Origin of the sequence: Enterovibrio baiacu (assembly GCF_004120195.1) — a bacterium.
Taxonomy (GTDB): domain Bacteria; phylum Pseudomonadota; class Gammaproteobacteria; order Enterobacterales; family Vibrionaceae; genus Enterovibrio; species Enterovibrio baiacui.
In genome coordinates this window covers 200,183-227,149 of record NZ_SCHN01000010.1, presented here as the reverse complement: position 1 = coordinate 227,149, position 26,967 = coordinate 200,183, and the positions used below count along the sequence as shown (strand labels likewise).

Below are 26,967 nucleotides of genomic sequence, written 5' to 3'. Positions count from 1 at the left end.
TGACAGAAATGCCGTGAAAAACGTTCATAAGTTGTGCAAAAGAGTTTAGCGGTGACAAAAATCAATTATTTAGGAAGGCTAACCACTTACCATTGGCCGTTTTTTTTAATTGATTGGTAATCTCTTGAGTATAAATACACTAAAAATCTCAACACTCGCATTGTCGATTTTTGCCGTTACCGGATGTGGCACTGGTAGTGACAGTGGTGATAAAGAGAGTAAGAGCTACACAGTTGAACAGGTAGCGAGTGCAGTAAAGTGTACAAACCAAGCTGAAGGTGGTTTGTGTGAAAAAAATAGCTCAGGCCAAACTTGGGGAGTAACAGACTACTTAAACCCAGACATGTGCAACTCTGCCTTATATTGTTTTGATGATGGCTCTGAAGCTCCGCAAAATCCCGGATTAACGCGATTTGTCGAAGGGAAACTTATCCCTGTTTACTATCGAGAAAAGGCTGATGCACGTTTCGTTGCAACGATGGACTATATCGAAGGATTAGTGGGCTACCAGATGTTTGACCGCAAAGGTGTGGTTAATATTGACATTTCTGACCCCTATAACATCGACCTATCCGGTTTAGATACCGATTGGGGATTCATATTAAGCCAAGGTACATCAATTGGTTTAATGAGTGGCTTCTGTAGTCAGGGAACTGTCTCCAGCGCACCGTTTTCATACAATATGTCCTCACATATCGTATCTGCCACCGATTACGGGATAAAATATCCAGCAATTCAGTGGAGCCGTGATCATAGATTCACATGGGTGAATTTAGACAGTGTTGCAGGTGCGAATAACGGGCTGATTACATGTAATGCAACAGCGCCTCAAGATGTTGCTACACATGAGTTTTCCCACGCGTTAGGCATGTATAACCATTTTAGTGGGTTCGGATTCGATGGTGCATGGGGCAAAAACGCCGAGCGTGTTTTGAAGACAATGTACAGCGGTCAAAATCCGCAAGGGCAACCATTTGATAGTTTGGTTGTAGAAAATTAATAGCATGAAAAACGCTGGCCAATGGTCCAGCGTTTTTCATTCAATCATTAAACGTGACCTCGAGCCTTCCATGCGGGGCTGCGTGCAGCGTTATAATCCTATCAATCCGCAAAATCGAGCGTTAAAAGCAGTCGGCTTTGGTCGGGATCATGCGCGGGGGATCGGTGCACAAGACCTGCTTCTTCGTTTCCTTCCCAGCTTTCTCCTTTGAGTAAGGCGACGTCAAAACAGTTGAGCTGACGGATGTCTTCTGCATGCGCATACAGACCAGACTCGCTATCCGGTTTCCCGTTACTTCCTCTGCCCAACTTCGTTTGATCAACCACGTTATGCGGTAGCCATTCTGTCGCGACGTTTTGATACGTGGTGACCAAGCGGCACGGGACTTTGTCGGTGTGAAAACGCGGGCACATGGCTTTATCAATCACGGTTAATCGTAAACCGACTCGCTTGAGATCGAACAAACAGCAAAACATGTTCACCAGCAGTTCGATGTCATTAATCAGCGTTTGATGCACCACAAGATCGAGCGACTCTTCTAGGCCTTCACGCACATTGTCTGGTGTGACGTTGAGCGATACGCCGTAATGAGGCTTTTCACTGATCAAGGCGCTAACCGCATGTTGAACCGCCTCTGGAAGATCGCGCTCCCAAATCGCAATGTTGGTGTCATCACGGTAGATATCACCCAGCACGGTTGGATGCGGGCCAATCGCTTCTGTGCGTGTCAGAAGCGCCGCTGGATGATGTTCGGTGTCGCTCGTTTGAGTAGGGGAAATATCAGAATACATGTGGTCACTCCGCGGTAATAAATGGGTCGTTTACGCCTTGCCAGTAAGCGTGGCCTTTTGATAGTTCATCGTCGCTCAACAAGCACGCATCCAAATCAGCCATCATTTGCGCCTGATCTAGCCCTTGCCCAATGAAGACAAGCTCCTGTCGCTTATCGCCGAAAGGTTCTACCCATTGTTTTTGGATTGATTCGAGGTAATCGCTGTCTGTCGGCCAGTCTTCTTTTGGAACGGCTTTCCAAAAGAGTCCCGCTGCACCGTATCTCGCCATGCCACCCGCTTGGCTCCATTGCCATGCGAAATCAGGGTGAGACGCTAGCCAGAAATACCCTTTCGAACGCAGCAACTTCCCGTAGTTTTCGGTGCGATGAAGGAATTGATGGAATTTTTCAGGATGGAAAGGACGTCGCGCCAAGTAGCTGAAGCTGCCAATGTTGTACTCTTCCGTCTCGGGTATGTGTTCGCCGCGCATTTCCTTTAGCCAACCCGGGGCTTGTTGGGCACGCTCGAAATCAAAGAGACGGGTGTTCAAGATGGCATCTGTGTCTACCTTGCCTTCTGCTATCGGGATGATTTTGGCTTCGGTGTTGAGGCTCTTGAGGATGGCGATTAAACGCTGAAGCTCGTCGGGCGAGGCCACGTCTGTTTTGCTGATCAGAATGACATCGGCGAACTCAACTTGATCGACAAGAAGATCCGCCACACTTCGCTCGTCCTCTTCGCCCAGCGATTCTGCCGTTTCGGTAAGATCTTTGGCTTCGTCAAAATCCTTTAAAAAGTTGACGGCATCGACCACGGTGACCATGGTGTCGAGCTCGGCAACATCAGACAGTGAAACGCCATTTTCATCCGCGAACGTGAAGGTTTCAGCAACAGGAAGAGGCTCTGAAATGCCGGTGGATTCAATCACGAGGTAATCAAACTTTCCGCTGTTGGCAAGCGCGGACACTTCAATCAGTAAATCTTCTCGCAGCGTACAACAGATGCAGCCGTTACTCATTTCAACGAGTTTTTCTTGGCTGTGATTCAACGAGACTTGGTCTTTCACGATCGCCGCATCGATGTTGATTTCGCTCATGTCATTCACGATGACGGCGATTTTCTTTCCGTCTACGTTGTTGAGTAAATGACTGAGGATGGTGGTTTTTCCAGCACCAAGGAAGCCAGACAGCACAGTGACTGGCAGCTTGTTTTGCACACTTGACGACATTGCTAGCGTCTCTTCACTATTTTTAGTTATGTTATAACATAACATAATGAACAAGACGGATCATCGCCACTCGCTGATCAAAACGCAACAAAGCACGATACGTATCAACGGTGAGCAGCAGAACGAAAAAAGCCATCTTTTCAGATGGCTTTTTTGCTTAACTGGCTTCCAAAAACCTTACGGCTGTTGGCGCGTCGCCGTTAGTACGATTTCACGGACACACACATTCTGTGGTTGGCTGTATGCGTAGGTCACGGCATTCGCAATGTCATCTGCCGCGAGGATGCCGCCCATGTCTTCTTTCCAGCTTTCGTAGCCCGCTTTGATTTCGTCACTGGTGGTGTGAGAAAGCAATTCGGTTTCTACTGCGCCAGGGGCAATGGTGATCACGCGAACGTTTGCGGCTGCCACTTCTTCACGAACGTTTTCAGAAATCGCATGTACCGCGAATTTTGTGCCGCAGTACGCCGCATGGTTAGGGAAGGTTTTACGGCCTGCAACTGAACTGATGTTGATGATGGTGCCGCTGTTGCGCGCAATCATTGGCGCGAGCACTGCTTGCATGCCGTTCATCAAACCCACCACGTTCACGTTAAACATGGTCTGCCATTCCGCAGCATCTTGCGTTGCCATGTCGCCCAACAACATCACACCAGCATTGTTAACCAGTAAATCCGCTTCGCCATACATGGCTTCTGCCGCCGCGATCGCGTCATCAAAAGAGGCTTTATCAGTGACATCCACGTGTTTGCATAAGGTGTTTGGTAGGTTTAAGGCTTCTAAGCGATCAACACGACGCGCAAGCAGCAACAGTGGATGACCTTGCGCTGAGAATTGTTTTGCGATGGCTTCACCAATGCCTGAACTTGCACCTGTGATAACAACTAACTTTTTCATGTTCTACCTCGATCGGATTGTTTGTTTTTGTTATTGCGTTTTTATTGGGTGTTTCTTATTGAGGCTGCATTCTAAATAAGTCATGATTGTTGATATATATGTCACAATAAAACTCAGTGTTGTGTAATGAGCACCAATAAAGATCCATTGAATGACAACCTCAGTGATATCCGTGCGTTCGTGGCGATTGCCGAATCTGGCAGCTTTTCCAAAGCAGCAGAAAAGCTCGGTGCATCACGGGCGCACATGTCACGTCAGCTTAGTCAGCTTGAAAGCCGCCTCGGCGTTCAACTCATTATTCGTACGACACGTTCTCAACGTTTAACCACCGCAGGTGAAGCCTTCTTTACACGTTGCCAAGTGGCGATGATGCAGATTGATGATGCCATTTCGGATGCCATTGATGATTCAGACCAATTGCGCGGTCGCATCGCGGTGAACTGTGTCGGGGGCATATTAGGGGAATCGCTGGTGGGTGATGTGATCCACCGCTTTTGTTTTGACCACCCTGATATTCATGTTGAACTGGATTTCAGCAGCGAGCGCGTTGATCTGATTGAATCCCGTTTTGACCTCGTACTACGAATGGGCGCGCTGAATGATTCACGATTAATTGGCCGCTACTTGGGTGACATTGAAATCGGCACCTACGCAGCGCCGCATTATTTGTCGCTGCACGGTCGCCTCGAACACCCTAGAGATTTGCAGAAGCACGATTGTTTGACGGGATCGGTCACGCGTTGGCGTTACGTAAAAGTGGATGCGCATTCTCAGCATGTCGATGTCGACGTGAAAGGAAATTTACAATGTAAAAATGGCCATGTGCTAATGAGCGCGTCGCTACAAGGAAACGGCATTTGTCGACTCCCAGCGCTTTACTGCGAAAGCCATGTTCAAGCGGGCAGATTAGAGAACGTATTTTCTGATTGGGAAGTGGAAAAAGTGCCGCTCTATTTGCTTTATCACAAAGACCGCCACCAGCCGAAACGACTAAAAGCCTTGATACAAAGAATGGTCGCGGAAGTACCGCCTCAACTTTCTTAGGCACTGTTTTTTCTGTCGTACCGCCAAAGTGAGTACATGCTTACTAAACTCAATGAGACATAAAAAAGCCACGCTGTTTAGCGTGGCGTTTAATGTTTTTAGACGTGCGTTTATCGCTTCTTACTGAGCAGGGTCACACCGCCCCAGTGGCTTTTTTCGAAGAGATGATGTGCTCGCCATTTGCTTCATCAGTATTCGATAAGGCTTCATCATCGGGTAACACGATGCTATCTGCCATTGCCGATTTTTCAGTCAACGCAATGTCATCATCTTCGGTGCGCATGTCTTCAGTGAGGCTGACAAAGGTTGTCTCTGCCGCCAATGCTTGTGCTTTCGCTGCGCGTTTTGTTTTGCGCTTCTCGAGACCCGCAAGCCAGATGAGAGGAACAACGATCAAGGTCGTACCCACAATCATCAGCATGTCTGGCACTTCACCAAACAACACGAGACCGACGCCAACCGCACACACCAGGCCGCTGTATTCTGCGCTCGCAATCTTATTACTTTCCGCAGCACGATAAGCAATCACACAAGTAGCGGCATACACCAAAATGAACGCGGTTGAACCGGATGCACGCAGGAACAAATCCATGCTAAATGGCACACCTTCGTACAACGCCAGCCCTAGCGCGATTGGAATACCAATCAAGTTATGCAGCAGCAGTGTTTGCGGCACTGTTTGCTCGCGTGGAATCTTAGGGATCAGCAAGTTGTTCACGGCCAGCGTCACCGCCACGATCATAGCTGAAATTGCCGCCCAGCTTAGATCGGTCGGACGGACCAAAATCAGCACGCCGATAAAGCCTACAACAGCCGCCATAATTGACGCTGTTGACAACTTCTCTCGCAAGAAAATCGCAGCCAACGGAAGCATGATCAAGGGTGCGGCATAGAAGATCGCATTCGCCGTTGCCAATGGCATGGTCGTTAACGCAATCACCGAAAAGAACACACCGACAAGCCACACGTGAGCGCGCAAGAAATGCCATTTAAGACCAAGCGTCAGGTTTTTCTTCGGTGCCGTTAAACAGAAAGGAAGCAAAATGAGAACGGCAGACACCTGACGGAATAGAGCAAATTGAAAGATAGCGCCATCAGCACCCCCTTCCATAGTTTTTACCAGCGCGTCAGAGAACGTCGCGGCAAGATTGCCAATCACCAACAAGGTCATGGCCATCCCAACTGAAATATTACGCATGATAAAGGCTCCTGTTCATGTCGTATTTCCTCTCTCACGGTGTTGCAGCTGTCAAAACAAAAGACGTTATGACGTGCAACCTCACGAGAGTAAGGGCCAAAAGATCATATCCAGATCACAGAACTGGCATAGTAGCGCGGGTTTATCATGACGTATAATGATGAATATTCGTTATTCATGAGTTTTTTAGATAATGAAATTTCCCCCACTTCGCGCCGTGCAATATTTCGATGTCGTTGCTCGACTGAATAGTTTTTCAAAAGCAGCGGAAACACTGAACGTCACTCAAAGCGCCGTGAGCCACCAAATTCGGCTACTCGAAGACTTTTTAGGGGAATCCCTGTTTGAGCGACAAGGGCGCAACTTACAACTGACGCCCGTTGGACAACGTTATTACGATGACGTAAGCGATCCACTTCAAGCCATTGGCCGTGCCAGCCATCAAGTACGTGAAGGGGAATCTGGTCAGTTACGTCTCGCGGTATTTAGCTCGTTGGCCGTGAAATGGCTAATGCCCCAATTGGCCGACTTTCGTCAAAAGCACCCTGAAATCGACCTTTCCCTTGAAATGTTCGCTGACCACCCGAACTTGTCAGACAAACTTGCAGATTGCTTCATCATCGATTTTGAACCGGGCAAAAACTATCAATACGATTTGCTCTATCATGAATACCTCTACCCTGTTTGCAGCCGCAAAATTTGGCAACAAATCAAAGACAAGCCCCTGCCAGAAGCCATGTGGGATTATCCCCTGCTGTCCGTGACCTCATTGATGGAAAACGATTGGGGGCAATGGTGCAAACTGGGCGGTTTCCCGCTGCCAAACACAGTCAAAATTCATGCATTTAGTCACATGCTACTCGCCACAGAAGCTGCACGCTATGAACAAGGGATCACCTTGTTGAACTATTACTTCATGAATGAAATCGACCGCGAACAGTTAGTGCGTATTCCTATGCACGAGATGCCCACGGGCGACAGTCTCTACTTTGTTTACAAGAAGCATCGTGCACGTCAGCCAGACATCGTGAAGCTAGGTCGGTGGCTACAGCAAATTTCGGCACAAGGTGAATCTCAGCCGTCCTCTTATGATAAGTAACATGCCCAACATCGGATGTATTAGGCACCCAATTCACAAGGTCTGACACATCCACTTTGTCTCATCACGAGACACACGCCTCCCATTCTCGTTTCAAAGAAAGCGAACACAGTGCCATTTGCCAGCACACTTCCCAGCTAAACAGGCATTTACGTCAATCCTGACTAAACTTATTTATGAGCCATTATTCTTACAGTTGAGCATGTCAAACCACTAACCGACAGGACGATACGACTGATGACGCCAGTACCGTCAAACATAGCGAATTCCTCTCTTCCCGCCCGGCAAAAAACCGTGCGTTTGCTGGTTGGTTTAATGGTTGGCCTATTCCTCTGTTTTATCCTCACTTTCTCGTCGTCCACCGCCGCCGACACACACAAATCGACGTACGGTTACTCCGATTTCTATGGCGAACTCACGCCCTCTCAAGTCTATGAATTAGTAAAGAATATCGACATGCTGGTGATGCACTATGCGGAGCGCCACCACCCTCAGAAAGTCAATGCTTTACCCACGGAGCCTATTCGGGTGTCCAACTACACACCCGAGCAGGTTTTCGTGGCATTGCTTGCCCTCAGCGACAACATCGACCGTTTTCTGCAAGCCAACAACCTCCCTCTAATCAAACGCATTGAACGAGAGCAACGCTACGCCATTCCCGCGGAAGTCTATTTACAAGCAGGCGCGTGTTTAGATTCGCTGGTGATGACAATGTCGCGCATTGAAAGTGATACATCGTTTGGTGATTTTTACGCGTTTAAAGAGGACGACAAAACAAAAACGCCCTCAGACGTGTATGCCCTTGTCGATCTTGTTCATCGTAAATTTTTTGTGTTGCTCGACGTCGGTTCACAGCAGCAATAACCCTTTTATGGAAAAGGTGAGAAACAGTGATGAGATTACCTATTTTACATTTCACGATTGGTAAACGCTTGGTGCTGGGGTTTGGCTTGGTCCTCGCCATCATGGGATCTGCCATCATCTTTTCGAACAGTCGGCTGGCCGAGTTGCAGCGTGTTGAAGACAACCTGGTGAATGACACCTTCCCCACCAGCCTTGCTGGCAGCGCCTTAATGGGTGAAATCAACAAATCGCTTGCCGTACTGCGTGGCTATCTTGTGTTGGGGGATGTCAGCTTAATTGCCGAAAGGCAAGACGTATGGAAAAACATTGATGCTCAACTCGCCATTTTAAAAGCCAACGAGCTTTCCAAAGCAGAAAAAGACTACCAAGACGTGTTGTTTGAGCTTTCCAAAAAACTCCAGCAACTTCGCTTGGAACAAGACGACGCTGAGAATATTGCTCATACCATGGATGAGCAACCCGCCATGAAGATTTTCGAGAACGAAGCCTTACCCGACATCGTAAGCTTGGTCGCCACCGTCAGACAGCTCTCAGCCATAGAGCAAACCCTGCCGGCCACCCCTGAGCGTAAGAAAATGCTCGGACATTTTGCCGAAACCAGCGCGTCCTTCTCACTCGCCCTGTCTGCCGTTCGTTCTTATCTGTTAAGCGGCGACCCGCTGTTCAAAGCCGCCTATTTACAACACTGGACCACCAACAGTTCGAACTTCTATGCCATTGAAGAGAGCCAACACCTGCTCACCGCCGAACAAAAAGTGCTGTTCAATGAATATGCCAGCAAACGCAATCACCTTTCGCCATTGGTGGATCGCATGTTTGATATTCGCGATTCTGAACGCTGGAACATGTCGCAATATTTAGTCGGCAGCAAAGCCGCACCCACTGCCGAGAGTGCTCTTGCACTGGTGCAGAAAATGGTAGATATCCAAACACTGGCGCTCGAACAAAATGTGAGTCTGCTAAAAGAGTGGAATGCCTCCGTCGTCACTGTGCTTCGCATTTCGGGTGTCTTTGGTTTGTTGATTGGTGCCGTGATTGCCTTTGTGATCACGCGATCGGTGGCACGACCGTTACTGGGCACCACACGTCGACTTGAAAACATCGCAGAATCAGGCGATTACTCTGTACGTTTACGGGTGCGAGGAAATGACGAGATAAGCCAATCTGCAGATGCATTTAACACCTTGATGGAAGCAACGCAGCGCGCACTGAGTGAAATAAACAACGTGATGAAACGCCTTTCTGAAGGGGATTTGAGCGTCAGAGTACAAGGGGATTACAAAGGCGACTTGCTGGCCATTAAAGAGTTGACCAATACCTCGTTAGACAACATTGAACGCGCCGAAGCCGCCAAACTCGCTTTCGAAGAAGAAGCGAGAAAAGTGGCAGAAGAAAACGCACAAGTCCGTCAGGCATTGGACAGCGCATCCAACAACATCATGCTGGCCAATGTCGACAACATCATCATCTATTTGAATGAAGCTGCCTACCAGATGCTGCGCGAAAACGAACGCGACTTTTCAGAAGAGATCCATAATTTCAACCTGAAAAACGTGATCGGCCAATCCATCGATATGTTCCACAAAAATCCGGCACATCAGCAATTTATTATCTCTCACCTCGAAGAGTCACACCGCAGTGAATTCACGGTGGGCAAAAAAGTGATGGCGATTAACGCTGTACCGATTTTCGATACGGAAAAACACCGTATTGGCACTGTGATTGAGTGGAAAGATCGCACCGATGAAGTGGCTATCGAACGAGAAATTGATGCCGTTATCTTGGCGGCATCTCGCGGTGACTTTAACCAGAAGCTCACAATGGACGGCAAGCAAGGCTTCTTCTACAACTTGGCGGAAGGGCTCAACACGCTCACCCGAAACGTTGAAGCCTCACTGGAAGACATGCAGACAATCCTCGCAGCGATGGCACAAGGTGATCTCACTGAGCGCATGGAGAAAAAGTACGGCGGCAGTTTTGCGGCATTGAAAAAAGACACCAACCTCACCATTGATAAGCTGACGGAAGTGATCAGCAAAATCCGTGAAACCGCAGGCACCATCTCGGTGTCATCACGGGAAATCGTGACAGGCAATCAAGACCTCAGCGCTCGCACAGAGGAACAAGCCACCTCTTTGCAAGCCACCGCCACCAGCATGGAAGAAATGACGGGCACGGTGAAGCAAAGTGCTGAGAATGCTCTCGCGACCAAAATGGTGAGCATGAAAGCCCGAGAAAAAGCCCGCGAAGGTGGCCATGCCATTTCACGCACCATCACCGCAATGGAAGAAATCAGCGCCGCCAGCGATGAGATTGGCGAGATCATCGGCGTGATTGATGAGATTGCTTTCCAAACCAATTTGCTCGCATTAAACGCGGCCGTCGAAGCCGCCAGAGCCGGTGAACAAGGCCGCGGGTTTGCCGTGGTAGCCGGAGAGGTGCGAAACCTTGCCCAGCGTTCGGCAAGTGCCGCAAAAGAAATCAAAGAACTGATCCAGGCCAGCAATAAAAAGGTCTGTATCGGCTCGGACTTGGTCAGCGAATCAGGCAAAACCCTGACGGAAATCGTCTCCATGGTGGAAGAAGTCGGTAGCAAGATGGAAGACATCAGTGATGCCGCCCAAGAGCAGAGTGTCGGCATTGAGCAGGTAAACTTGGCGATTACACGAATGGATAATGTTACTCAACAAAATGCCACCTTGGTGCAACAAGCCACCACGGCCAGCGAGAACATGTGGATCTTGTCTCAAGACATGACGGAAATGATGGCCTTCTTCGAACTGTTACAAGACGACCACCGACTCAGGGAAAACCGCTACTCAGACTCCGACATCGAAGAAAATGGCTTCTTTGAAGATGACAACATGGCGCAAAGCTCAACCCGTGATGACGACGACGATGAGTTTGAATGGGAAGAGCGAAGCTAGAAGCTAGAAGCTAGAAGCTAGAAGCTAGAAGCTAGAAGCTAGAAGCTAGAAGCTAGAAGCTAGAAGCTAGAAGCTAGAAGCTAGAAGCTAGAAATGGTAGGCGACAGTAGATAGGCAGACAACGAAAAATCCGGGAGAGTATCCCGGATTTTTTGTTTCTCTGTTTGTCGCTGACGGACTTAACGCTGCGTGAACTATGTCACCGATCTAAGCCACAGAGCTAAGCTGCAGAGGTTTTGAAGTACTTCACCAGATCCAGCAGGTTTTCAGCTTCAATCAGTAAGTTCTCACTCGCCGCCGTGGTTTCTTCAACCAAACCTGCATTTTGCTGCGTCATATTGTCCATTTCGGTCACAGCGCGGTTTATCTCTTCAATCCCGAGTGATTGCTCGCGCGTCGCGGTGCTCATGTTAGAGAGCATTCCAGAGACCTCTTTGATGGCCTCAACAATGTTCACCAAGTTGTCACCAGACTCTCGCACCAAATGGGTACCATCTTTGATTTTGGTGACACTCGCATTGATCAATTCTTTGATTTCCACTGATGCTTTCGCACTGCGTTGAGCAAGGTTCCTCACTTCCCCCGCCACCACGGCAAACCCGCGACCTTGCTCGCCCGCACGCGCCGCTTCTACCGCCGCATTCAGTGCTAACAAATTTGTCTGGAAGGCAATTTCATTAATTACGCCGATGATGTCAGAGATCTGCTTGCTCGAATTTTCGATTTCCGCCATGGCATCCACCGCTTCCAACACCACCTTACCACCGCGCTCAGCTTTGGTGGTCGCTTCAGCCGACAAGGTGTTCGCCGTCACTGCCGTGTCGGCATTGAGCCGAACGGTAGAGGTCATTTCCTGCATACTGGCAGAGGTTTGTTCAAGGCTAGAGGCTTGCGACTCTGTACGGTCGCTCAAATCAGTGGTGCCCATTTTAATTTCCCTTGCCGCCGCACTCACTGAGGTAGACAAACGAGAAATATCACCGACCAATTCGTTTAAACGATGCACTGTCGAGTTGAGTGCATCACGCACAGGCTCGAACTCTTCATCCAAGGATTCTTCAATCGAATGGCTCAAATCCCCTTTAGACAGCTTGACTAAACTTTCACTGATCATGGCAACCGCGCGTTTTTTCGCAGTAATGTCAGTGGCATATTTCACCACCTTGAACGGGTTGCCATTGATATCCGCAATCGGGTTATAAGACGCTTGGATCCACACTTCGCGCCCACCTTTGCCAAAGCGCTTGAATTCTGCACTTTCAAATTCGCCGCGATTGAGTTTGTCCCAAAACGCTTTGTACTCTGCGCTGCCGCTGTATTCAGGATCCACAAACATCGAGTGGTGACGCCCTACCACTTCGTTGAGCGAATAACCCACCGCATTGAGGAAGTTGTCATTTGCAGTTCTGATCGTGCCATCCATATTGAATTCGATGACAGCCTGCGATTTGCCAATGGCTTCAATCTGCCCTTCAAAATTGGCATTTCGATTTTTCGCTTCCGTAATATCGGACGCAAATTTCACCACTTTAAACGGCTTGCCAGACGCATTAAAAATCGGGTTATAAGACGCTTGAATCCACACATCACGACCGCCTTTACCCACACGCAAAAACTCCCCTACTTGGTATTTACCCTCAGCGAGCTTCCGCCAAAACCCTTTGTATTCGGCGCTCTTCTGGTAGGTGTCTGTGACAAACATGCAGTGATGTTTGCCGACAATGTCCTCCAGTTCGTATCCCATGACATCAAGGAAGTTTTCGTTCGCCGTTAATATATTGCCTTCGAGATCGAACTCGATCACCGCCTGCGATTTATGGATGGCATCAATTTGACCTTCAAAATTCGCGGTCATCAGCTTTTGTTCTGAAATATCAGTGGCGAACTTCACCACTTTGAACGGCTTCCCGCTGTCATCAAAGATGGGATTGTAAGACGCTTGAATCCAAACCTCTTTCCCTTCCTTGCCTATGCGTTTGTACTGCGCGCTCTTGTGCACACCGTTAGCGAGGTTTTCCCAGAAGGTTGCGTATTCCAGGCTTTTCACCATCTGTGGTTCTACAAATAAGGAGTGATGCTTCCCTTTCACTTCATCGAGGGTATACCCCATGACGGACAGAAAGTTCTCATTGGCATGCAGGATGTGGCCCGACGTATCAAACTCAATCACCGCTTGGCTCAGGTTGATCGCGTCGATCTGACCTTTAGCATTCAATGATTGTATTTTTTCTTTGGTAATGTCGGAGGCAAATTCCACGACTTTCACAACCTTACCAGCATCATCATGAATGGGATTGTAAGACGCCTGGATCCAAACAATCCTCCCGCCATGACCCGCACATTTGAATTCCGCAGTCTTCGATTTTCCACGAGCAAGCTCCGCCCAAAATCTTTTGTATTCCGGGCTTTTTGCATACTCAGCATCGACAAACATGGCGTGACGTTTACCCTGAACATCCAAGAGTTCATACCCCATGATGTTGAGAAAATTGTCGTTTGCCGTGAGTATCTTTCCCGTGGGATCAAACTCTATCACTGCGAGAGATTTGTCCAATGCCGCTATCTTTGCATTTGCATCATCGCTGGACGTTCTAAGATTGCCTATTACCTTGCGGAATGCGTGCACAAAATCGGTCAGTTTAGACGTTCGCATTATTTAGACTCCTGTTCCGAATATATGAATATTAGTCGAGTTCTTTCGGATGACAGGCGCGATTTGCCGCTAAATTCCGCCATTTGAGAGGTCAAAACGAAACGAAGGTGAACGAAGTAAAAAGCAGGAAAGAAAAAGCCAGCGTTACGTGAATGCAACACTGGCTTCGATGACAAAAATATTGCCCGTTTAGATCAGGCCAAGTTCGCGTAAACGCTCCATCAGGTAACTGTCCGCCGTGTAGCGTTCAGAGAGCACAACGTCTGGTTTTGGGTGTAAAAACAGCGGCAGAGAAATGCGGGATTTCGACATATCAGCCCCTTCAGGATTCACAACGCGGTGGGTCGTTGAAGGGAAGTAGCCGCCAGACGCTTCTTGGAGCATGTCACCGATATTGATGATCAAATGACCAAAATCGCATGGCACATCCAGCCAATCGCCGTCTTTTGATAGCACTTGCAGCCCCGGCTCATTTGCCGACGGCAGTATGGTCAACAAGTTGATGTCTTCATGCGCCGCTGCGCGAATGGCATCCACGTCTTCTTCACCGCTCATTGGCGGGTAGTGAAGCACGCGCAGCAGGGTTTTGTCGCTGCCATCAACCATGCTCGACAATGACTGCGAATAGTTCGCGGCAACGTCTTCAGGCGAGTGTTGCTCAACCCAGCCAAGCAATTGCGACGCGAGGTTGTTGGCTTGCGCGTAGTAGTTATCCAATTCGGCTTTTAACGCCTCAGGGCATTGTCCCCAAGGGTAATAATGGAAGAACTCTTTGATGTCTCTCTTCTTATGGCCTTTCGCGACCTCAGAGACCTTGGCGGAAAAGAAACCATCTTGGGTTTCTGGGTTGAACGCAAAATCGCCTTTGTCTTCGCTATCGAAGAAACCTTGCCAGTTTGCGTAAATAGAGGACACCAAATCTTGGCTGATTGGATGGTTTTTCAGGACGCCAAAGCCGGTGTTTCGAAGCGATTCGACAAACCGCTCTGCGGCGTCTTCCGCGTTAAAGTCTACTGCTTCCAATTTCATGGTGACTCACTTTCTCTGGGTTTCATTATTGTTATGTCTTCCCATGCGCCCAGTCACAGCGCCAACGAGGGAATTGCTGTGAATTCTAGCAATGGTTCGACAGACAACAAACCTTAGACTGAGGAAACGTGCTCTGAATTAAGTAACCACAGGGAAAGGCGCTGATTGAATTGCTCTGGGGCTTCGAGCGGCGCAAGGTGATGCGCCCCTTTGAGGCTGTCCATTTCGCCATCAGGGTAAATATAGGCGAGGACTTTTTTCGCACCGACAGGAGTGTAATCGTGCTCAGCCGAGAGAACAAAAACCGGGCACTTCACCGCCGACAACCTGCCCGTGACACTCCAATCAACCACGGCATTAAATGCCGCGATATAGCTTTCTCTGTCGTTACGCGACCAACGAGCAACTGCCCCTTTTCGGGCCATTTCCAAGCCTTTGCCCGGCAACAATTGTTTGCCCATTAATTTGGCAATGTTTTCGACAGAGACGTAGGCCAATAAAAATCGGCGAGATAACAACATCCACCATTCATTCCATCGGCGGGGTTTGCATTCAGCAAGGGCATTCACCACGGCCAAGCGCGCCACTTTTTGCGGGTGATGGATTGCAAGCTCAAGCCCGACCATGCCTCCCATCGAAATCCCCACGACAATGGCTTGATCAACCTCTAGCTCATCAAGCAAGGCATGAATGATTCTGGCGCAATGGGGCAAGCTAAAGGTACGAATGTCGCCGCTGGATTCTCCGTGTAACGGGAAATCAGGGGCGATAACGTCGAAATGCGTTTTGAACGCATCAATCTGCGCCTGCCAATCGTGATGGCTGGATCCTAATCCGTGAAGCAGCAGAAGCGTCGGGCCATCTCCCTCGCGTTGATAATGAATCGCCGTGTCTGCACACTGACAAGTTGGCATTGAAAACCTTCCCCTTTCCGTCGCATTGATATTATCGACGCGGCGCAATACACCCAAACAGCGTCATCGCGCTTGAATATAGGCCATCGCCACGGTAAGAGAGACCGAGTTTTACAGTGTAAAAGCTCATCAACCGACTTTTTTTAACGGCGACTGTTCAGCGTGGCGCGCTTGCCATTCTTCCCTCAGCACGCCGTATCGTAACGAATCGTAATATTCGCCTTGATAGAAACGCACTTTGCGCATTCGTCCTTCCTCACACATGCCAAGTGCCTTGGCACATTTCATCATGCGCGGGTTTCCCGACCACGTTGTTAAGCCAATTCTGGCGACATCGTAATGTTCAAACAAATGTGTAATCCAAAGGGTAAGCGCTTTTCGTCCTAGTTGTTTCCCCCAATGGTGGGAGGTAAACAAAGTGATCCCCACTTCAAGCCAACGGGTTGATTGATCTTCCCAGTAGCAAGAAAGGTAACCAATGGCTTCGCCATGGTAATCGACCACCATGGCGGTTTCCCCTTCCTTCAATCGCTTAAAGAGACGGCGTCCAAATTGGAATCGCGATTGGTATTCAAGAGGAATATAGGGGGCGTCGTGCGCTTTCCATTCGTTATGGATATAGATGTACCGCCACAGGAAATCTTTTTCATTTCTCCGTGCGGGTCGCAAGCAAATATCGTCTAGCGTCAACATAACAATCCTTTGTCATCGCCGCTGTATCGCGGTCTGTTTTTCCTTACGTTATAGCAGGTGTCTGCACTTCGCCAACTGGATTCATGACAATAGCATCAAGAGTTTCGCCTTCGTCAAATTCCCGAGAAAATGCGTGCTGACCAGGCATTTGCTTGGGTTGAAAATCCCTTGTCAACGCGCCGTTCTCTTACCTCGCGATTGAGAACGTTTTAGACACAATAAAAAAGTGGACTTTGACGGGGTCTTTCCTAATCTTGAGACAAGGCGTTCAACCACATGGCGCCAATGACATGCTCTAGAGGAATTGACGCTATGTCTCTGACATCACAGCAAGTTGCACTCATCACACACAGTTTTAGCCAAGTCGAACCCATCGCGTTGAAAGCGGCGGACATTTTCTATGACACCTTGTTTTCCTATGATCCAAGCTTAAAACGCTTGTTCAAAGGCGACATGAAACAACAAGGTCGAAAGTTAATGGCAATGTTGCATGCCGCGGTTTACAGTTTAGATGCGCCGGACAAGCTTGTCCCTGTATTGCAAGAATTAGCCAAACGGCATGTGGCGTATGGGGCGAAAAAATCCCATTTCACCCCGGTGTGTAATGCGTTGCTGAATACCTTGAAACTCGGATTGGGTGATGCGTTCACGCCAGAGGTGCGTGCGGCTTGGGTTGCTTTGCTGCATTTTGTGGCAGACACCATGAAAGAAGAAATGCCAGCTTAGGCTTATACCTCGACCAAATTAAGCGCCTGTCACCCAACCCCATCCATAAAAAACGGACGCGAGAGACGCGTCCGTTTTTTGGGTTTCATGCCGTCAATTAAGCCTAATGCTAGATTTTCACTTCTATCGGGCCACTAAAGGCATTCACTGCAGGCGCTTCCCCTTTGAACTTCTCGTATTCGACGAGACAAGTGTACGCGCTACACGCTTGCGCCAGTTCAGACGTCCCAACATCCAGCGTCACCGTGTTAGGGTCGCCATAGGTATCGATCGCGCCAATTTCCGATCCTGTCGGGCCATACCACGCGCCTTCTTGAATTCGGATCACGCCCGGTGGGTAGCTGTCTGATACCACAGCCCCTGCGATCAACTGTCCACGATCGTTGTACACGCGGATCAAGTCGCCATCTTTGATCCCTTTGGCTTTTGCATCCGCAGGGTTGATGTAAGCAGGTTCACGCCCTTGCACCGCGTAGGTTTCACGCATGGCAGGCGATTCACACATCTGGGAGTGCAAACGCTTGTCTGGGTGACACGATTGCAGCCAGAACGGGAATTTGTCCGACCCTGGGCCTCCGTGAGAACGCTCTGCTTTTTCAAACCACATAGGGTGCTCTTGGCAATACTCGTAACCGTAGCTGCCAATTTTACGGCTGGTGATTTCAATAAAGCCTGAAGGCGTGCCAAGCGGGTTCAATTCCGGATCTTCACGGAAAGCCGCATGACGCACAAAGGTACTGCCCTCACCAAAGCTCACGTAACCGTCTTTCCAGAAGGTGTCGAAATCAGGCATTGGGAACTTGCCTTTGTTGGCTTCGACACACTCGTTATAGAGTTTTTCCACCCATTGCATGTCATTCATGTCGCGCGCGAATTCTTTGTCTTTGCCTTCACCAAAGCGCAGTGTCAGCCCTTTGAAGATGTCGAAATCCGTGCGGGATTGATAGAGCGGATCCACCAGCTTGTGCATGGCGAGCACGCCAGTTGCGGAATACGCGCCATACAGGTCAATGTCGTCGCGCTCAAACTGGGTACAGGCTGGTAATACAATGTCAGAGAAGCGGCAGGTTGCGGTCCACGCAAAGTCGATCGTCACTGCCGTTTCGATATTGTGGTAGGCCTTTTTCATCCTGTTATGATCTTGGTGGTGGTGCCAAGGGTTGTTCCCGCTGACCACAACCATTTTGATCGGCGGCAACTTCACTTTGCTGCCATTGTAATTGATCTCTTTCCCCGGCTCTTCGATGGATTCAATCCAACGCGCCACAGGAATGGTGCTGGAATAGCCTTTGAAATCGCTGTTGTTGTGAACCGGTGTCATACCTGGGTCAAGGTTACGCGGGAAGCCACCAGGGCCCGCAGCACCTGTTGCTGGCTCACCAATGCCGCTGTAATGGTGCGCGTAAGACACGCCGCCGCCCGGTAAGCCAATACCACCCAGCATGCTCGCAATCACCGCGCCCATCCAATATGGCTGTTCACCGTGTTGCTGACGCTGAACGCACCAACCAAACATGATTTGGGTGCGATCGCTGGCAAGCATACGGGCAAAATCACGGATACCATCGGCAGAAATACCACAGATTTCCGCGGCCCACTCTGGCGTTTTCTCGACCTTGTCTTTGGTTTGTCCCATGACATAACCAATGAAATCCTCAAAGCCTAAGCAGTACACATCAAGGAAGTTTTTGTCATACAGCTTTTCGGTGTAAAGCGTATGCGCAATCGCCAACATGAACGGCACATCGGTCTGCGGGTTGATGTATTGGTGTTCACACCCCAAGTATTTCTGGGTTTTGCTCGCCACAGGGTCAACACAGATAACGCGCGTTTCCCCTTTCGCGACCTTGTCTTTCAGTTGGGCGAAGTAGTCATACACATCGTGGGTTGGGCATTGCCACCCAACCTGCGCATTTTTCACCGGATCGTTTGCCCAAATAATGATTTGCTTGGCGTTTTCGAGCACCAATGGCCATGAGGTTTGTTGTGCGTATACCTCCGTTGACCCCAACACATACGGCAAGATGGTTTGGCCTGCGCCAGTGGAGTAATCCCCAATTTTCTTCACGAAGAAGCCATGCATGGCCAAGGCACGCTGCATGTGGGTGGTACAGCTTTGGAACTGACCTGTTTGGCGCCAGCCAGTTTGACCCGCCAACAGGCCTGATGGCCCATAGGTTTTCTGCACGCGTTCAAGTTCGGCATAGAAGAGATCAAGGGCTTGATCCCACGTGACACGAACAAAGCGGTTATCGCCGCGCGTGGTATTCCACCCTTCATTACGTTTTAGCCAGTCCAAACGCACCATGGGGTAGCGCACACGGGAAGGGTTGTAGATCAGCCCTTTGATTCCCTCGATCATTTGGGTTGGATTTTTGTCGTGGCTAAATGGCTCGATTTCCGCCACTTCTCCGCCCACCACGCGGGCACGGAATGCGCCCCAGTGTGAGCCTGTTGTGCGCCATACACCATCCAGCAATTCTGAGCTGGCGTTGGCATCAGTAGAAACAAGTAAACTCGGGCCAATCACTGCCGTCGCACTGACGGACAGCATGCCTTTGAGGAACTTGCGTCGGTTCATCTTCATTCGGCTATCCCTCTTAGTGCTCAACAAACGTGCTGGAATGTTTCTGTAGGTACTTGAGTACCAGCGATTGTGTGGCTTGATCGAAGTTCACAAAGCCCATCATGCCGTCAAACATACCCGGCCATGTATTGGCATCAAAGTGTGCTTCATCAGGCTGGGTGTGACACAAGCTACAGTTGGTTTGATACGCTTGTTTTGCTTCTGTCCATACAGGATCGATGCTGTCGAGGAAGTCAGCTTTCTTCGCCCAAAGATCGACTTCAACACGCTGCCATGTCAGGCCCGTCAGTTCGTCTTCTTTGGTTTCAAAGGTTCTGATATCGGTATCGCTTTGCGCCACGGCTTTCGACAAGGCAGCCGATGGAATGTTGAGACCGAAGTCTTCATAAATCACGCGGCCAAAGCCTTTCAGCTTACGCCACCCCGTCAGTGACACCCTGACAGCCGCATCGCTGTCTTCAAGCACGGTCACCATGGAGGCAGGTTCAAGCACACCACCGTCATCTTTTAGTTTTTTATCAACGTAAAGCTCAAGGAAGTTCACGCTGTAAAGTGGCTTGTCTTTTTTGTAGCTGGTGCTGTGAGACATCGAAATGAGCTTGCCAAGCATGCCGCCGGTGGAATCCATTTCAGCAGGCAGTTCATGCGCAATCCCTTTGTGACAGTCAATACAGCTTTGGTCGCGCTCAGCCGCTTGCGCCATTTGCAAACGCGCAGCAGGACGCATGTTTTCTATCTGCATGCTTTCGTACTTGTGGCACGCCTTACATTCGGCAGAGCCGTTGGCGGTAAATCGCGCCCACTCGTGCTGTGCGAGCTCAAGGCGTTTATCGAGGAATTTTTCACGCGTGCCAATCATGCCGAAAATCTGCGCGTACACTTCTTTACTCGCCTGCATTTTCCGCGCAATTTTGTCTGTCCAGTTGTGAGGCACATGACAATCGGGACAGGTTGCTCGGACACCCGACGTGTTCGACCAATGCACTGTGTGTTGAAGTTCTGGGTACACGTTGTCACGCATAGAGTGACAGCTGATACAAAACTTCTCGGTATTGGTAACTTCTAACGCCGTGTTAAAGCCACCCCAGAAAATCACCCCAGCAATGAACCCACCAAGGGTCAAGGTGCCAAGGCTGATTTTGGTTGCGGGACGTTTCAACGTTGCCCACAGTTTTTGTACGAATTCTTTCATGGTTATCTGCTCTTCATCATCTCTCAGTAGGTGTTGCTTGTTTTAGCCATGCCCTGGGGGGCCGAAAAAGAACACCTGACTCATCCAAATGACGAAGCCATAACCACCGATTAGCATCACGCTCAAAATGGGGAATAAGAAGACGGCAATAAAGAAAAATGCACGCCATTCATAACTCCGCTTTTCGGGTTCTTGAACGATATCTGATTCATGTTGATCCATGACGTTGTCCCTCTATCCCGGTACCAATGACCGAGTCACTTCCAGAATTAAAATTATGTTCAAACATAGTCTAGAAGAAGGCACGCAAAAACGTGTCTCTTTATTGATGCAGATATGGATGTAAAGTCATTGATAACAGTACGGTATGTGTTAGGGCGGGATACTACGTATTATGCGGAAATGTAAGAATGGGGACAGGCTGTCCCCATGTCTAAATTTACTGACCTGTTGACACTTTCAAGACCTCTGCTAACTCGTCGAGCAGTTTCTGTGTGTCATCAGAAAGGCGGTTAATTTCATTGGTTGACTCTGATGAGCGCGAAGCCAATTGCCTTACCTCATCAGCCACCACTGCGAACCCTCGACCATGCTCACCCGCTCGCGCCGCTTCTATCGCTGCGTTCAATGCCAGCAAGTTGGTTTGTTCTGAAATACCGTCGATCACTTTTGCAATGTTGGAAATCTCAGAACTCGAGTTTGCTACGCCATCCATGATTTCACTCATGCCTTCACGCTGCTGCACTTGCGCGGTAACGTCTTTCACAAAGGCGGTGTACATGGTTTTACCATCCACTTCGACTTTCGACAGCGACAACAACCCGTAGGCCAATTTGCCGTCTTTACGGTGAACGGGGACTTCGCGGCTCGAGCCAACGATCTTGTCATGCCCTGTTGTTCGGTTAGCATTCACATAGCCATCGTGGTTGGCTTGAATCTCTGGCGGTACCAGCATTTTGATGTTTTGGCCTACCACCTCGGAAGGCTCATACCCCCAAAGCTCCTGAGCGGCAGGGTTAAAGAAGGTCACGATGTTGTTTTCATCGATGGTGACAACCGCATCCAATGCCTGTGATAAGGTTTGGTTGATCGCTTCTTGCGCCATTCGCTGCTCAGTAATATCTCGCACAAATGCGGTATAACCGATACTGCCGCCCACGTCGACTTTTGACAGAGAAAAGTTCACCCAAATGCGAGACTTGTCTTTACGCTGCATTTCCAGCTCACGGGCTGAACCCACGATTTTGTTATGTCCAGAGCGTCGATTACTGTTCACGAAATTATCGTGATTAGCCTGAAATTCATCTGGCACAAGCATACGCACGTTGTTGCCAATCACTTCATCGCTACTAAAGCCCCAAAGCGCTTCGGCGGCAGGGTTAAAGAAGGTGACGTTGTTGTCCGCATCAATACTCACCACAGCATCGATTGCTTGACGCAGCACTTGCTCGTTTTCTTCACGTGCCAAACGCTCTTTGGTAATATCTCGTGCAAAGGCGGTGTAACCCACCTCATCACCGACTTCAATACGAGAAAGTGACAAGTTCGCCCACAGCGTTTTGCCATCTTTTCGCTCAAGCTCTACATCTCGGCTGGTGCCAACAATCACATCCACGCGAGAGTCACGGTTAGCGTTTACGTAGCTGTCGTGGACAGAGCGAATGTCTTTAGGAACAAGCATTTTGACATTCTGCCCAATGACTTCTTCCTTGCTGTAGCCCCAAAGCTCAACCGCAGCATCGTTCATGTATGTGACGCAGTTTTTACCATCAATGGACACAACGGCATTCACCGATTGCGATACCATTTGTTCAGAGCGCTCTCGTGCGAGCACTTCTGCGGTTACGTCGCGAATGAAGGCAGACCAGCCAACCCCGCCAGCAACATCAACTTTGTCGAGGGTTAGGTCACACCAAACGTTTTTGTTCGCATGATTTTGAAGCTCTACCCGCGTGGTGCCTTCCTGGAGAGAACCAAGCTGCAAAGTCGTAATATCTTGCCCTATTTTGTCTTTTGCTGAAACACCAAAAAAGCGCTCAGCAGAGGCGTTCATGTAATGAATTCGATTCTTTTTGTCAGTATAAACAATTGCGTCGGATGCCTTATCCAGTATTTGCTTGCTCACGCCATTTTTTTTGCTTCCAAACAATCCCATATCTCTAGACCTGCAATGAGTAAAAGGAACACTTATGTCATAGTTGTGACATTTGTATAAATAGTAGACAGGGATTTTAAGACCAACAAATAAGATTTTTTAAAGAGATAGGTGGGTAATAAATAAGGACATGACGTTCAAAATGACGCATCAACGGAAGAAAGCGCGAGACAGCGTTAATTCGTCTTTGATCGAGGTTTATGAATGCATATTTGGTATGTAATGACATTTACACTGTGAACACTTGCCGACAATTTAGCACCCTGCGCAGCAAGCCCAAGGTTGGGATTGAGCAAGGTCCGCGAGCAACCTACCCTCGCCAGTAAGCCATCTACGGTAAAACTGCCTTGTAAGACTTCAACCTCGTGCAGAAACTCTCCGTGCATGTTAGAGAGCCATGGGCATTCACTGAGCCTTATCGTTGCCTCTCCGACCCGTTTGCTATCTAAGTCGAACACAGAATACCTCACTGATATATAGTCACGAAAATGGGTTTTAAACTCCCTACAAACATCGTTCAATACACTATCTCTATCAAATTCATACCTCTCACCTTCCCTGAAAACATCATTGAACGTATAAAGGTATTCAAGCACCAAGTACTCACCGACAATATCAAACCAAGTAAGCTCTTCATCAAAGATAAACGGTAGCGTTTTTCTAGTTTCATCAGCGATATAAAATATTAACTTTTGTTGCTTGAGCTTATCTATGAACTCTTCGAAGTGAACGTTAAATGACGCGTCATAAAGTTCCCCATTAATCGCCGCCAACTTGTTTAGCTTCTCTTCCGCATTATCGATATCCTGTAAGCCAGCAATACACCTATCAACAGATATTTTATCTTCTTTTGATATACTCTTATCTCCGCTAGCACGTTCAATGAAATCAGTGTTAAAAATTGGCGCACAGATTTGAGACATCAAGTTTTCAGCAAGTATTTGCATCTCTTCTTTGCTGAAAATTCTACGGTAAGTATTTGCTGTTCTCTCGCGAAAAGAGTCTGAAAAGGTACTGTTAACAAAGTCTTCAATCACTGGTAGAAACTTTTTATCATCTTCTTCCTCAAAGATTTTATTTGCCCAGATTTCTATTGATAGCGGTATGTTTTGGTTAACACTTCTGTCCACAAACTGCCGATAAACATCTTTTTCTTCAGCGACTGCTGTCCATGACAGAAACGCAATAGCAACACCAATCCAAGTTCTCATTTTCATCGGCACATCCTTGCGCGTGGGGTTATTGGGGAAAGTCTTGTGAACCCACGTTATCAGCGGCTCAGACATAAAGCTATGACAGTGACCATTTCGCCTTTTTTTCATTGGTCACGGAAAACCAGCATCACATTCATGAAAAGGCTTTGCAGAGATGTTCATCTCATCCACACGCTAGCAATGTGGAGCTTTACAGTGAGGTCAAAAAAGCCATAAAGGAGTAACTGAACACTATCCACCGAGGTCGATTTGATGACGGTCGCGACCTGACTGTATTGCGGCATCGGTTTGGCTCAACGCGCCCGCGTGGTACGAATATCACCAATGGTAAAGGTATGATGTCCTCTCTGTCGTGTGCATTGCGCCGATTCAGCGCGGTAAGATGAAGGTTCGGCTGGTTAGTAAGCCCCGCCGAGTAAAGCTGAATAATGCGTTTGGAATTGATGTCGAAAGTGAAGACCGGAGACAGATAACGGTAGACCTTCTGACCCACAAGGTCGCGGCCTTGGTCGTTCCATTCAATCTGACCCCAGATAGCGCCACCCTCACGGGCTTGCAGGGCTTTGATCCATCCCACCGCAGGCGCCGGTTCACCGGCTTAGCCCTCGATTTCAGTGGCGTGTTCGATGTCAATGGGCAGGTCCGCGCCGTTAGATGCAAAGGCTGACACGATGGCGTCAGGCTCGTCATTGATCCAGCTTCGTCCATCACGGCCGGTAATGGCCTCTCCCGCAGGGATAAATTCTGCCCACACAGATGCACCACTCTCGGCGCCATTGGTCGCGAGAGCTGAGATATCGGTGTTGAGGATTAAGGTTTCTGTGTTCATGCCCGCACGGTAGCGCGGGTAGTTTGGAGGGGATTAGGTGAAAAGGTTCAGTATCATTTGATTTCTATCTTGTTAACCATAGTATTGATATCATTGCGCAAAGCCAGACAAACTGAGAAAAGTCATGCTTAGAGAAATAGAGCTTATAGATTGGAAAAGCTACAGAAAGTCAACGTTGTACTTTGACCCACTAACAGTGTTAATAGGTACAAACTCTAGTGGAAAATCAAACATTTTGGATGCTCTGCAACTGTTAAATAGGCTTACTAGCGGGTTAATGGTTCGCTCGGCATTGTCGGGAGACCACAATATTACCGGCATTAGAGGTGGACTTGAGTGGGCTTTCTTAAAGCCAAGCAAATCTTTCCGTTTGAAAACAGTCTCATCCGATAGAAATGATTTAGATGTGGAATATCACTATTCTATTGAAATTGAAGTTTTTGATAGCCATCCGCAAATCAAGTACGAGTCTCTTCAACGTATTAAATACAGAAAAAATAGCAAGAAAAACCCAGGTAAGATATGGCTATTTAAAACCGAGGAAGCAGACTCGTCAGACCCTTCGATCACTGCAAGGCTATATAACGAGCGGAAGGGCTCTCCAAGACAATCAGGAAGAGGTAGCTCTATATTATCGCAACTGTCCTCTCAAAAACTAAGAAAAGAAATACAAGAAGGCATAAACATTGTTACTAAAGATCTTAATAACGTCTTTATTCTTGATCCAATTCCATCACACATGCGTGGGTACTCTCTAAAATCGGAGACTCTTGAAGCAGACGCATCTAATGTGGCGGGAGTTATCGCTGCAATGGAAGAGGAAGATAGGAATAACCTAGAAAACAAAATTACAAAGTTCGTAAAAAACCTTCCAGAAAAAGACATAGAACGCGTATATGCGGAGACTGTTGGACGATTTGACTCAGACGCAATGCTATATTGCGATGAAAGATGGGCGGATCACTCTGAAATCCATACTGTTGATGCAAGAGGAATGTCAGACGGCACATTGAGGTTTATTGCAATAATTACGGCACTTCTCACAAGGCCTCAAAATAGCGTTTTGATTGTAGAAGAAATTGACAATGGACTTCACCCTTCTAGAGCAAGCATCTTAGTGGACATACTCAAGGAAATCAGTTTAGAAAGAAACATCGACATTCTTATAACAACTCATAACCCCGCATTACTTGACGCGTTTGGAACAGAAATTATCCCGTTCGTATCTATGGCTCACCGAGACCCGAGTACAGGTGAAAGTAAACTTATCTTACTTGAGGATATAGACTCACTTCCCAAATTGTTAGCGAACGGAAAGATCGGGGTTTTATCTACCAAAGGAGCTTTGGAAAGAGCTGTCAGAGAGGAAACAGAAAATTGAGGACGATCTACATTTTTGATACTTCTGTTCTTTGCTGCTGGCTACAAGTTCCGGGAAAAGACGAATGTGGGCCCGAAGGTGATAGATGGGATAATCAAAGGATAAATGCGTTAGTAACGGCAGGTATTGCTGCCAACTCTGTTTTTGTTCTTCCTATTGCAACCATAATTGAAACAGGTAATCACATTGCTCAAGCAAATGGAAATATATTTCAGATAGCAAATAAGCTCTCAGATTTAATGACAAAAGCTGCAAACGAGACCTCACCTTGGGCCGCTTTTGACGGGCAAATTGAATTGTGGTCTAAAGAAAGCCTCATAACTCTCGCTAATGCTTGGCCAGAACTTGCTAATCAGGGTATTGGTATTGGGGATGCGACAATTAAGGATGTTGCAGAGTATTACGCCAAGAGCAACACAGTTAGCGTAGAGATTTTAACTGGTGACCAAGGTTTAAAAGCTTACCAACCTACCGCTCCCGCCCAACTAGCCAAACCTAGGAGAAGACACTGATTTTTTAAGTCCGCCTAGACAATAAACATCGCAGTATTAATCGCCAGAAATT

General features: G+C 48.3%; 20 protein-coding genes and 4 pseudogenes. 8 read left to right on the top strand and 16 right to left on the bottom strand.

Translation table 11 applies throughout. The features are described from left to right. Nucleotides 1-124: 124 nt before the first annotated feature. Nucleotides 125-1,000 (top strand): hypothetical protein, encoded by an 876-nt coding sequence (locus EQP46_RS12285; RefSeq protein ID WP_129493938.1) that lies wholly within the window; start codon nucleotides 125-127, stop codon nucleotides 998-1,000. 101 nt (nucleotides 1,001-1,101) lie between these two features. Here EQP46_RS12285 and EQP46_RS12280 read toward each other — a convergent pair whose 3' ends face one another. From EQP46_RS12280 to EQP46_RS12270, 3 genes are all read right to left on the bottom strand, one after another. Continuing rightward, on the bottom strand, nucleotides 1,102-1,791 hold the full coding sequence (locus EQP46_RS12280) for a DUF1826 domain-containing protein (protein ID WP_129493937.1): 690 nt from the start codon (nucleotides 1,789-1,791) through the stop codon (nucleotides 1,102-1,104). A 4-nt stretch (nucleotides 1,792-1,795) separates the two neighbouring features. After that, nucleotides 1,796-3,001 (bottom strand): zinc metallochaperone GTPase ZigA, encoded by a 1,206-nt coding sequence (gene zigA, locus EQP46_RS12275; RefSeq protein ID WP_129493936.1) that lies wholly within the window; start codon nucleotides 2,999-3,001, stop codon nucleotides 1,796-1,798. Between the two features lie 177 nt (nucleotides 3,002-3,178). Then, nucleotides 3,179-3,898, bottom strand: a complete 720-nt coding sequence (locus EQP46_RS12270; protein WP_017008976.1) for an SDR family oxidoreductase — start codon at nucleotides 3,896-3,898, stop codon at nucleotides 3,179-3,181. Between the two features lie 126 nt (nucleotides 3,899-4,024). Between EQP46_RS12270 and EQP46_RS12265 the strand changes: the two genes are divergently transcribed. Then, a complete protein-coding gene (locus EQP46_RS12265; RefSeq protein ID WP_129493935.1) occupies nucleotides 4,025-4,942 on the top strand; it encodes a LysR family transcriptional regulator in 918 nt (305 codons plus the stop codon). A 316-nt stretch (nucleotides 4,943-5,258) separates the two neighbouring features. Here EQP46_RS12265 and EQP46_RS12260 read toward each other — a convergent pair. Then, nucleotides 5,259-6,140, bottom strand: a pseudogene (locus EQP46_RS12260) (DMT family transporter); the annotation flags it as partial. Nucleotides 6,141-6,333: 193 nt separating this feature from the next. On the opposite strand from EQP46_RS12260, the gene EQP46_RS12255 reads away from it, so the two are divergent. The 3 genes from EQP46_RS12255 (at nucleotide 6,334) to EQP46_RS12245 (ending at nucleotide 11,030) form a co-directional block, all read left to right on the top strand. Then, nucleotides 6,334-7,239 carry a LysR substrate-binding domain-containing protein gene (locus EQP46_RS12255; protein ID WP_129493933.1) on the top strand — a complete coding sequence of 302 codons (906 nt, stop codon included), beginning with the start codon at nucleotides 6,334-6,336 and terminating at the stop codon, nucleotides 7,237-7,239. Between the two features lie 237 nt (nucleotides 7,240-7,476). After that, on the top strand, nucleotides 7,477-8,103 hold the full coding sequence (locus EQP46_RS12250; protein ID WP_129493932.1) for a hypothetical protein: 627 nt from the start codon (nucleotides 7,477-7,479) through the stop codon (nucleotides 8,101-8,103). Between the two features lie 29 nt (nucleotides 8,104-8,132). After that, nucleotides 8,133-11,030 carry a methyl-accepting chemotaxis protein gene (locus EQP46_RS12245; protein WP_129493931.1) on the top strand — a complete coding sequence of 966 codons (2,898 nt, stop codon included), beginning with the start codon at nucleotides 8,133-8,135 and terminating at the stop codon, nucleotides 11,028-11,030. Nucleotides 11,031-11,250: 220 nt separating this feature from the next. Here the strand turns inward: EQP46_RS12245 and EQP46_RS24635 are convergent. The 5 genes and pseudogenes from EQP46_RS24635 to EQP46_RS12225 form a co-directional block, all read right to left on the bottom strand. Then, a pseudogene (locus tag EQP46_RS24635) lies at nucleotides 11,251-11,769 on the bottom strand (methyl-accepting chemotaxis protein); the annotation flags it as partial. Between the two features lie 387 nt (nucleotides 11,770-12,156). Next, nucleotides 12,157-13,683: pseudogene (locus tag EQP46_RS24630) on the bottom strand (PAS domain S-box protein); the annotation flags it as partial. A gap of 189 nt (nucleotides 13,684-13,872) precedes the next feature. Continuing rightward, entirely contained in the window at nucleotides 13,873-14,712 is an 840-nt protein-coding gene (locus tag EQP46_RS12235; protein ID WP_129493929.1) for an isopenicillin N synthase family dioxygenase, read from the bottom strand. Nucleotides 14,713-14,825: 113 nt separating this feature from the next. Beyond that, on the bottom strand, nucleotides 14,826-15,626 hold the full coding sequence (locus EQP46_RS12230) for an alpha/beta fold hydrolase (protein WP_129493928.1): 801 nt from the start codon (nucleotides 15,624-15,626) through the stop codon (nucleotides 14,826-14,828). A 129-nt stretch (nucleotides 15,627-15,755) separates the two neighbouring features. Further along, the gene (locus EQP46_RS12225; protein WP_129493927.1) at nucleotides 15,756-16,319 is read right to left on the bottom strand and encodes a GNAT family N-acetyltransferase; all 564 of its coding nucleotides are present in this window, start codon (nucleotides 16,317-16,319) and stop codon (nucleotides 15,756-15,758) included. 312 nt (nucleotides 16,320-16,631) lie between these two features. On the opposite strand from EQP46_RS12225, the gene EQP46_RS12220 reads away from it, so the two are divergent. After that, complete coding sequence (locus tag EQP46_RS12220; RefSeq protein WP_129493926.1) at nucleotides 16,632-17,045, top strand: globin family protein; 414 nt, start codon at nucleotides 16,632-16,634, stop codon at nucleotides 17,043-17,045. A gap of 109 nt (nucleotides 17,046-17,154) precedes the next feature. Here EQP46_RS12220 and torA read toward each other — a convergent pair whose 3' ends face one another. From torA to EQP46_RS24310, 7 genes and pseudogenes are all read right to left on the bottom strand, one after another. Then, nucleotides 17,155-19,632, bottom strand: a complete 2,478-nt coding sequence (torA, locus tag EQP46_RS12215) for a trimethylamine-N-oxide reductase TorA (protein ID WP_129493925.1) — start codon at nucleotides 19,630-19,632, stop codon at nucleotides 17,155-17,157. A gap of 13 nt (nucleotides 19,633-19,645) precedes the next feature. Beyond that, nucleotides 19,646-20,824, bottom strand: coding sequence for a pentaheme c-type cytochrome TorC (gene torC / locus EQP46_RS12210; protein ID WP_129493924.1), 1,179 nt, complete (start codon nucleotides 20,822-20,824; stop codon nucleotides 19,646-19,648). Between the two features lie 42 nt (nucleotides 20,825-20,866). Beyond that, nucleotides 20,867-21,046 (bottom strand): trimethylamine N-oxide reductase system protein TorE, encoded by a 180-nt coding sequence (torE, locus tag EQP46_RS12205; protein WP_129493923.1) that lies wholly within the window; start codon nucleotides 21,044-21,046, stop codon nucleotides 20,867-20,869. 217 nt (nucleotides 21,047-21,263) lie between these two features. Further along, nucleotides 21,264-22,979: a PAS domain S-box protein gene (locus EQP46_RS12200; RefSeq protein WP_129493922.1), complete on the bottom strand. Its 1,716-nt coding sequence runs from the start codon at nucleotides 22,977-22,979 to the stop codon at nucleotides 21,264-21,266. Between the two features lie 176 nt (nucleotides 22,980-23,155). Next, the gene (locus EQP46_RS12195; RefSeq protein WP_129493921.1) at nucleotides 23,156-24,196 is read right to left on the bottom strand and encodes a hypothetical protein; all 1,041 of its coding nucleotides are present in this window, start codon (nucleotides 24,194-24,196) and stop codon (nucleotides 23,156-23,158) included. A gap of 187 nt (nucleotides 24,197-24,383) precedes the next feature. Further along, nucleotides 24,384-24,776 (bottom strand): annotated as a pseudogene (locus EQP46_RS24625) (phage protease); the annotation flags it as partial. A gap of 15 nt (nucleotides 24,777-24,791) precedes the next feature. Further along, the gene (locus EQP46_RS24310; RefSeq protein ID WP_205685930.1) at nucleotides 24,792-25,022 is read right to left on the bottom strand and encodes a phage protease; all 231 of its coding nucleotides are present in this window, start codon (nucleotides 25,020-25,022) and stop codon (nucleotides 24,792-24,794) included. Nucleotides 25,023-25,146: 124 nt separating this feature from the next. Here EQP46_RS24310 and EQP46_RS12185 point away from each other — a divergent pair, with 124 nt between their 5' ends. Then, nucleotides 25,147-26,403 (top strand): AAA family ATPase, encoded by a 1,257-nt coding sequence (locus EQP46_RS12185; RefSeq protein WP_129493920.1) that lies wholly within the window; start codon nucleotides 25,147-25,149, stop codon nucleotides 26,401-26,403. After that, a complete protein-coding gene (locus EQP46_RS12180; protein ID WP_129493919.1) occupies nucleotides 26,400-26,915 on the top strand; it encodes a hypothetical protein in 516 nt (171 codons plus the stop codon). The genes EQP46_RS12185 and EQP46_RS12180 overlap by 4 nt, the downstream gene beginning before the upstream one ends. The last annotated feature ends 52 nt before the right edge of the window (nucleotides 26,916-26,967 follow it).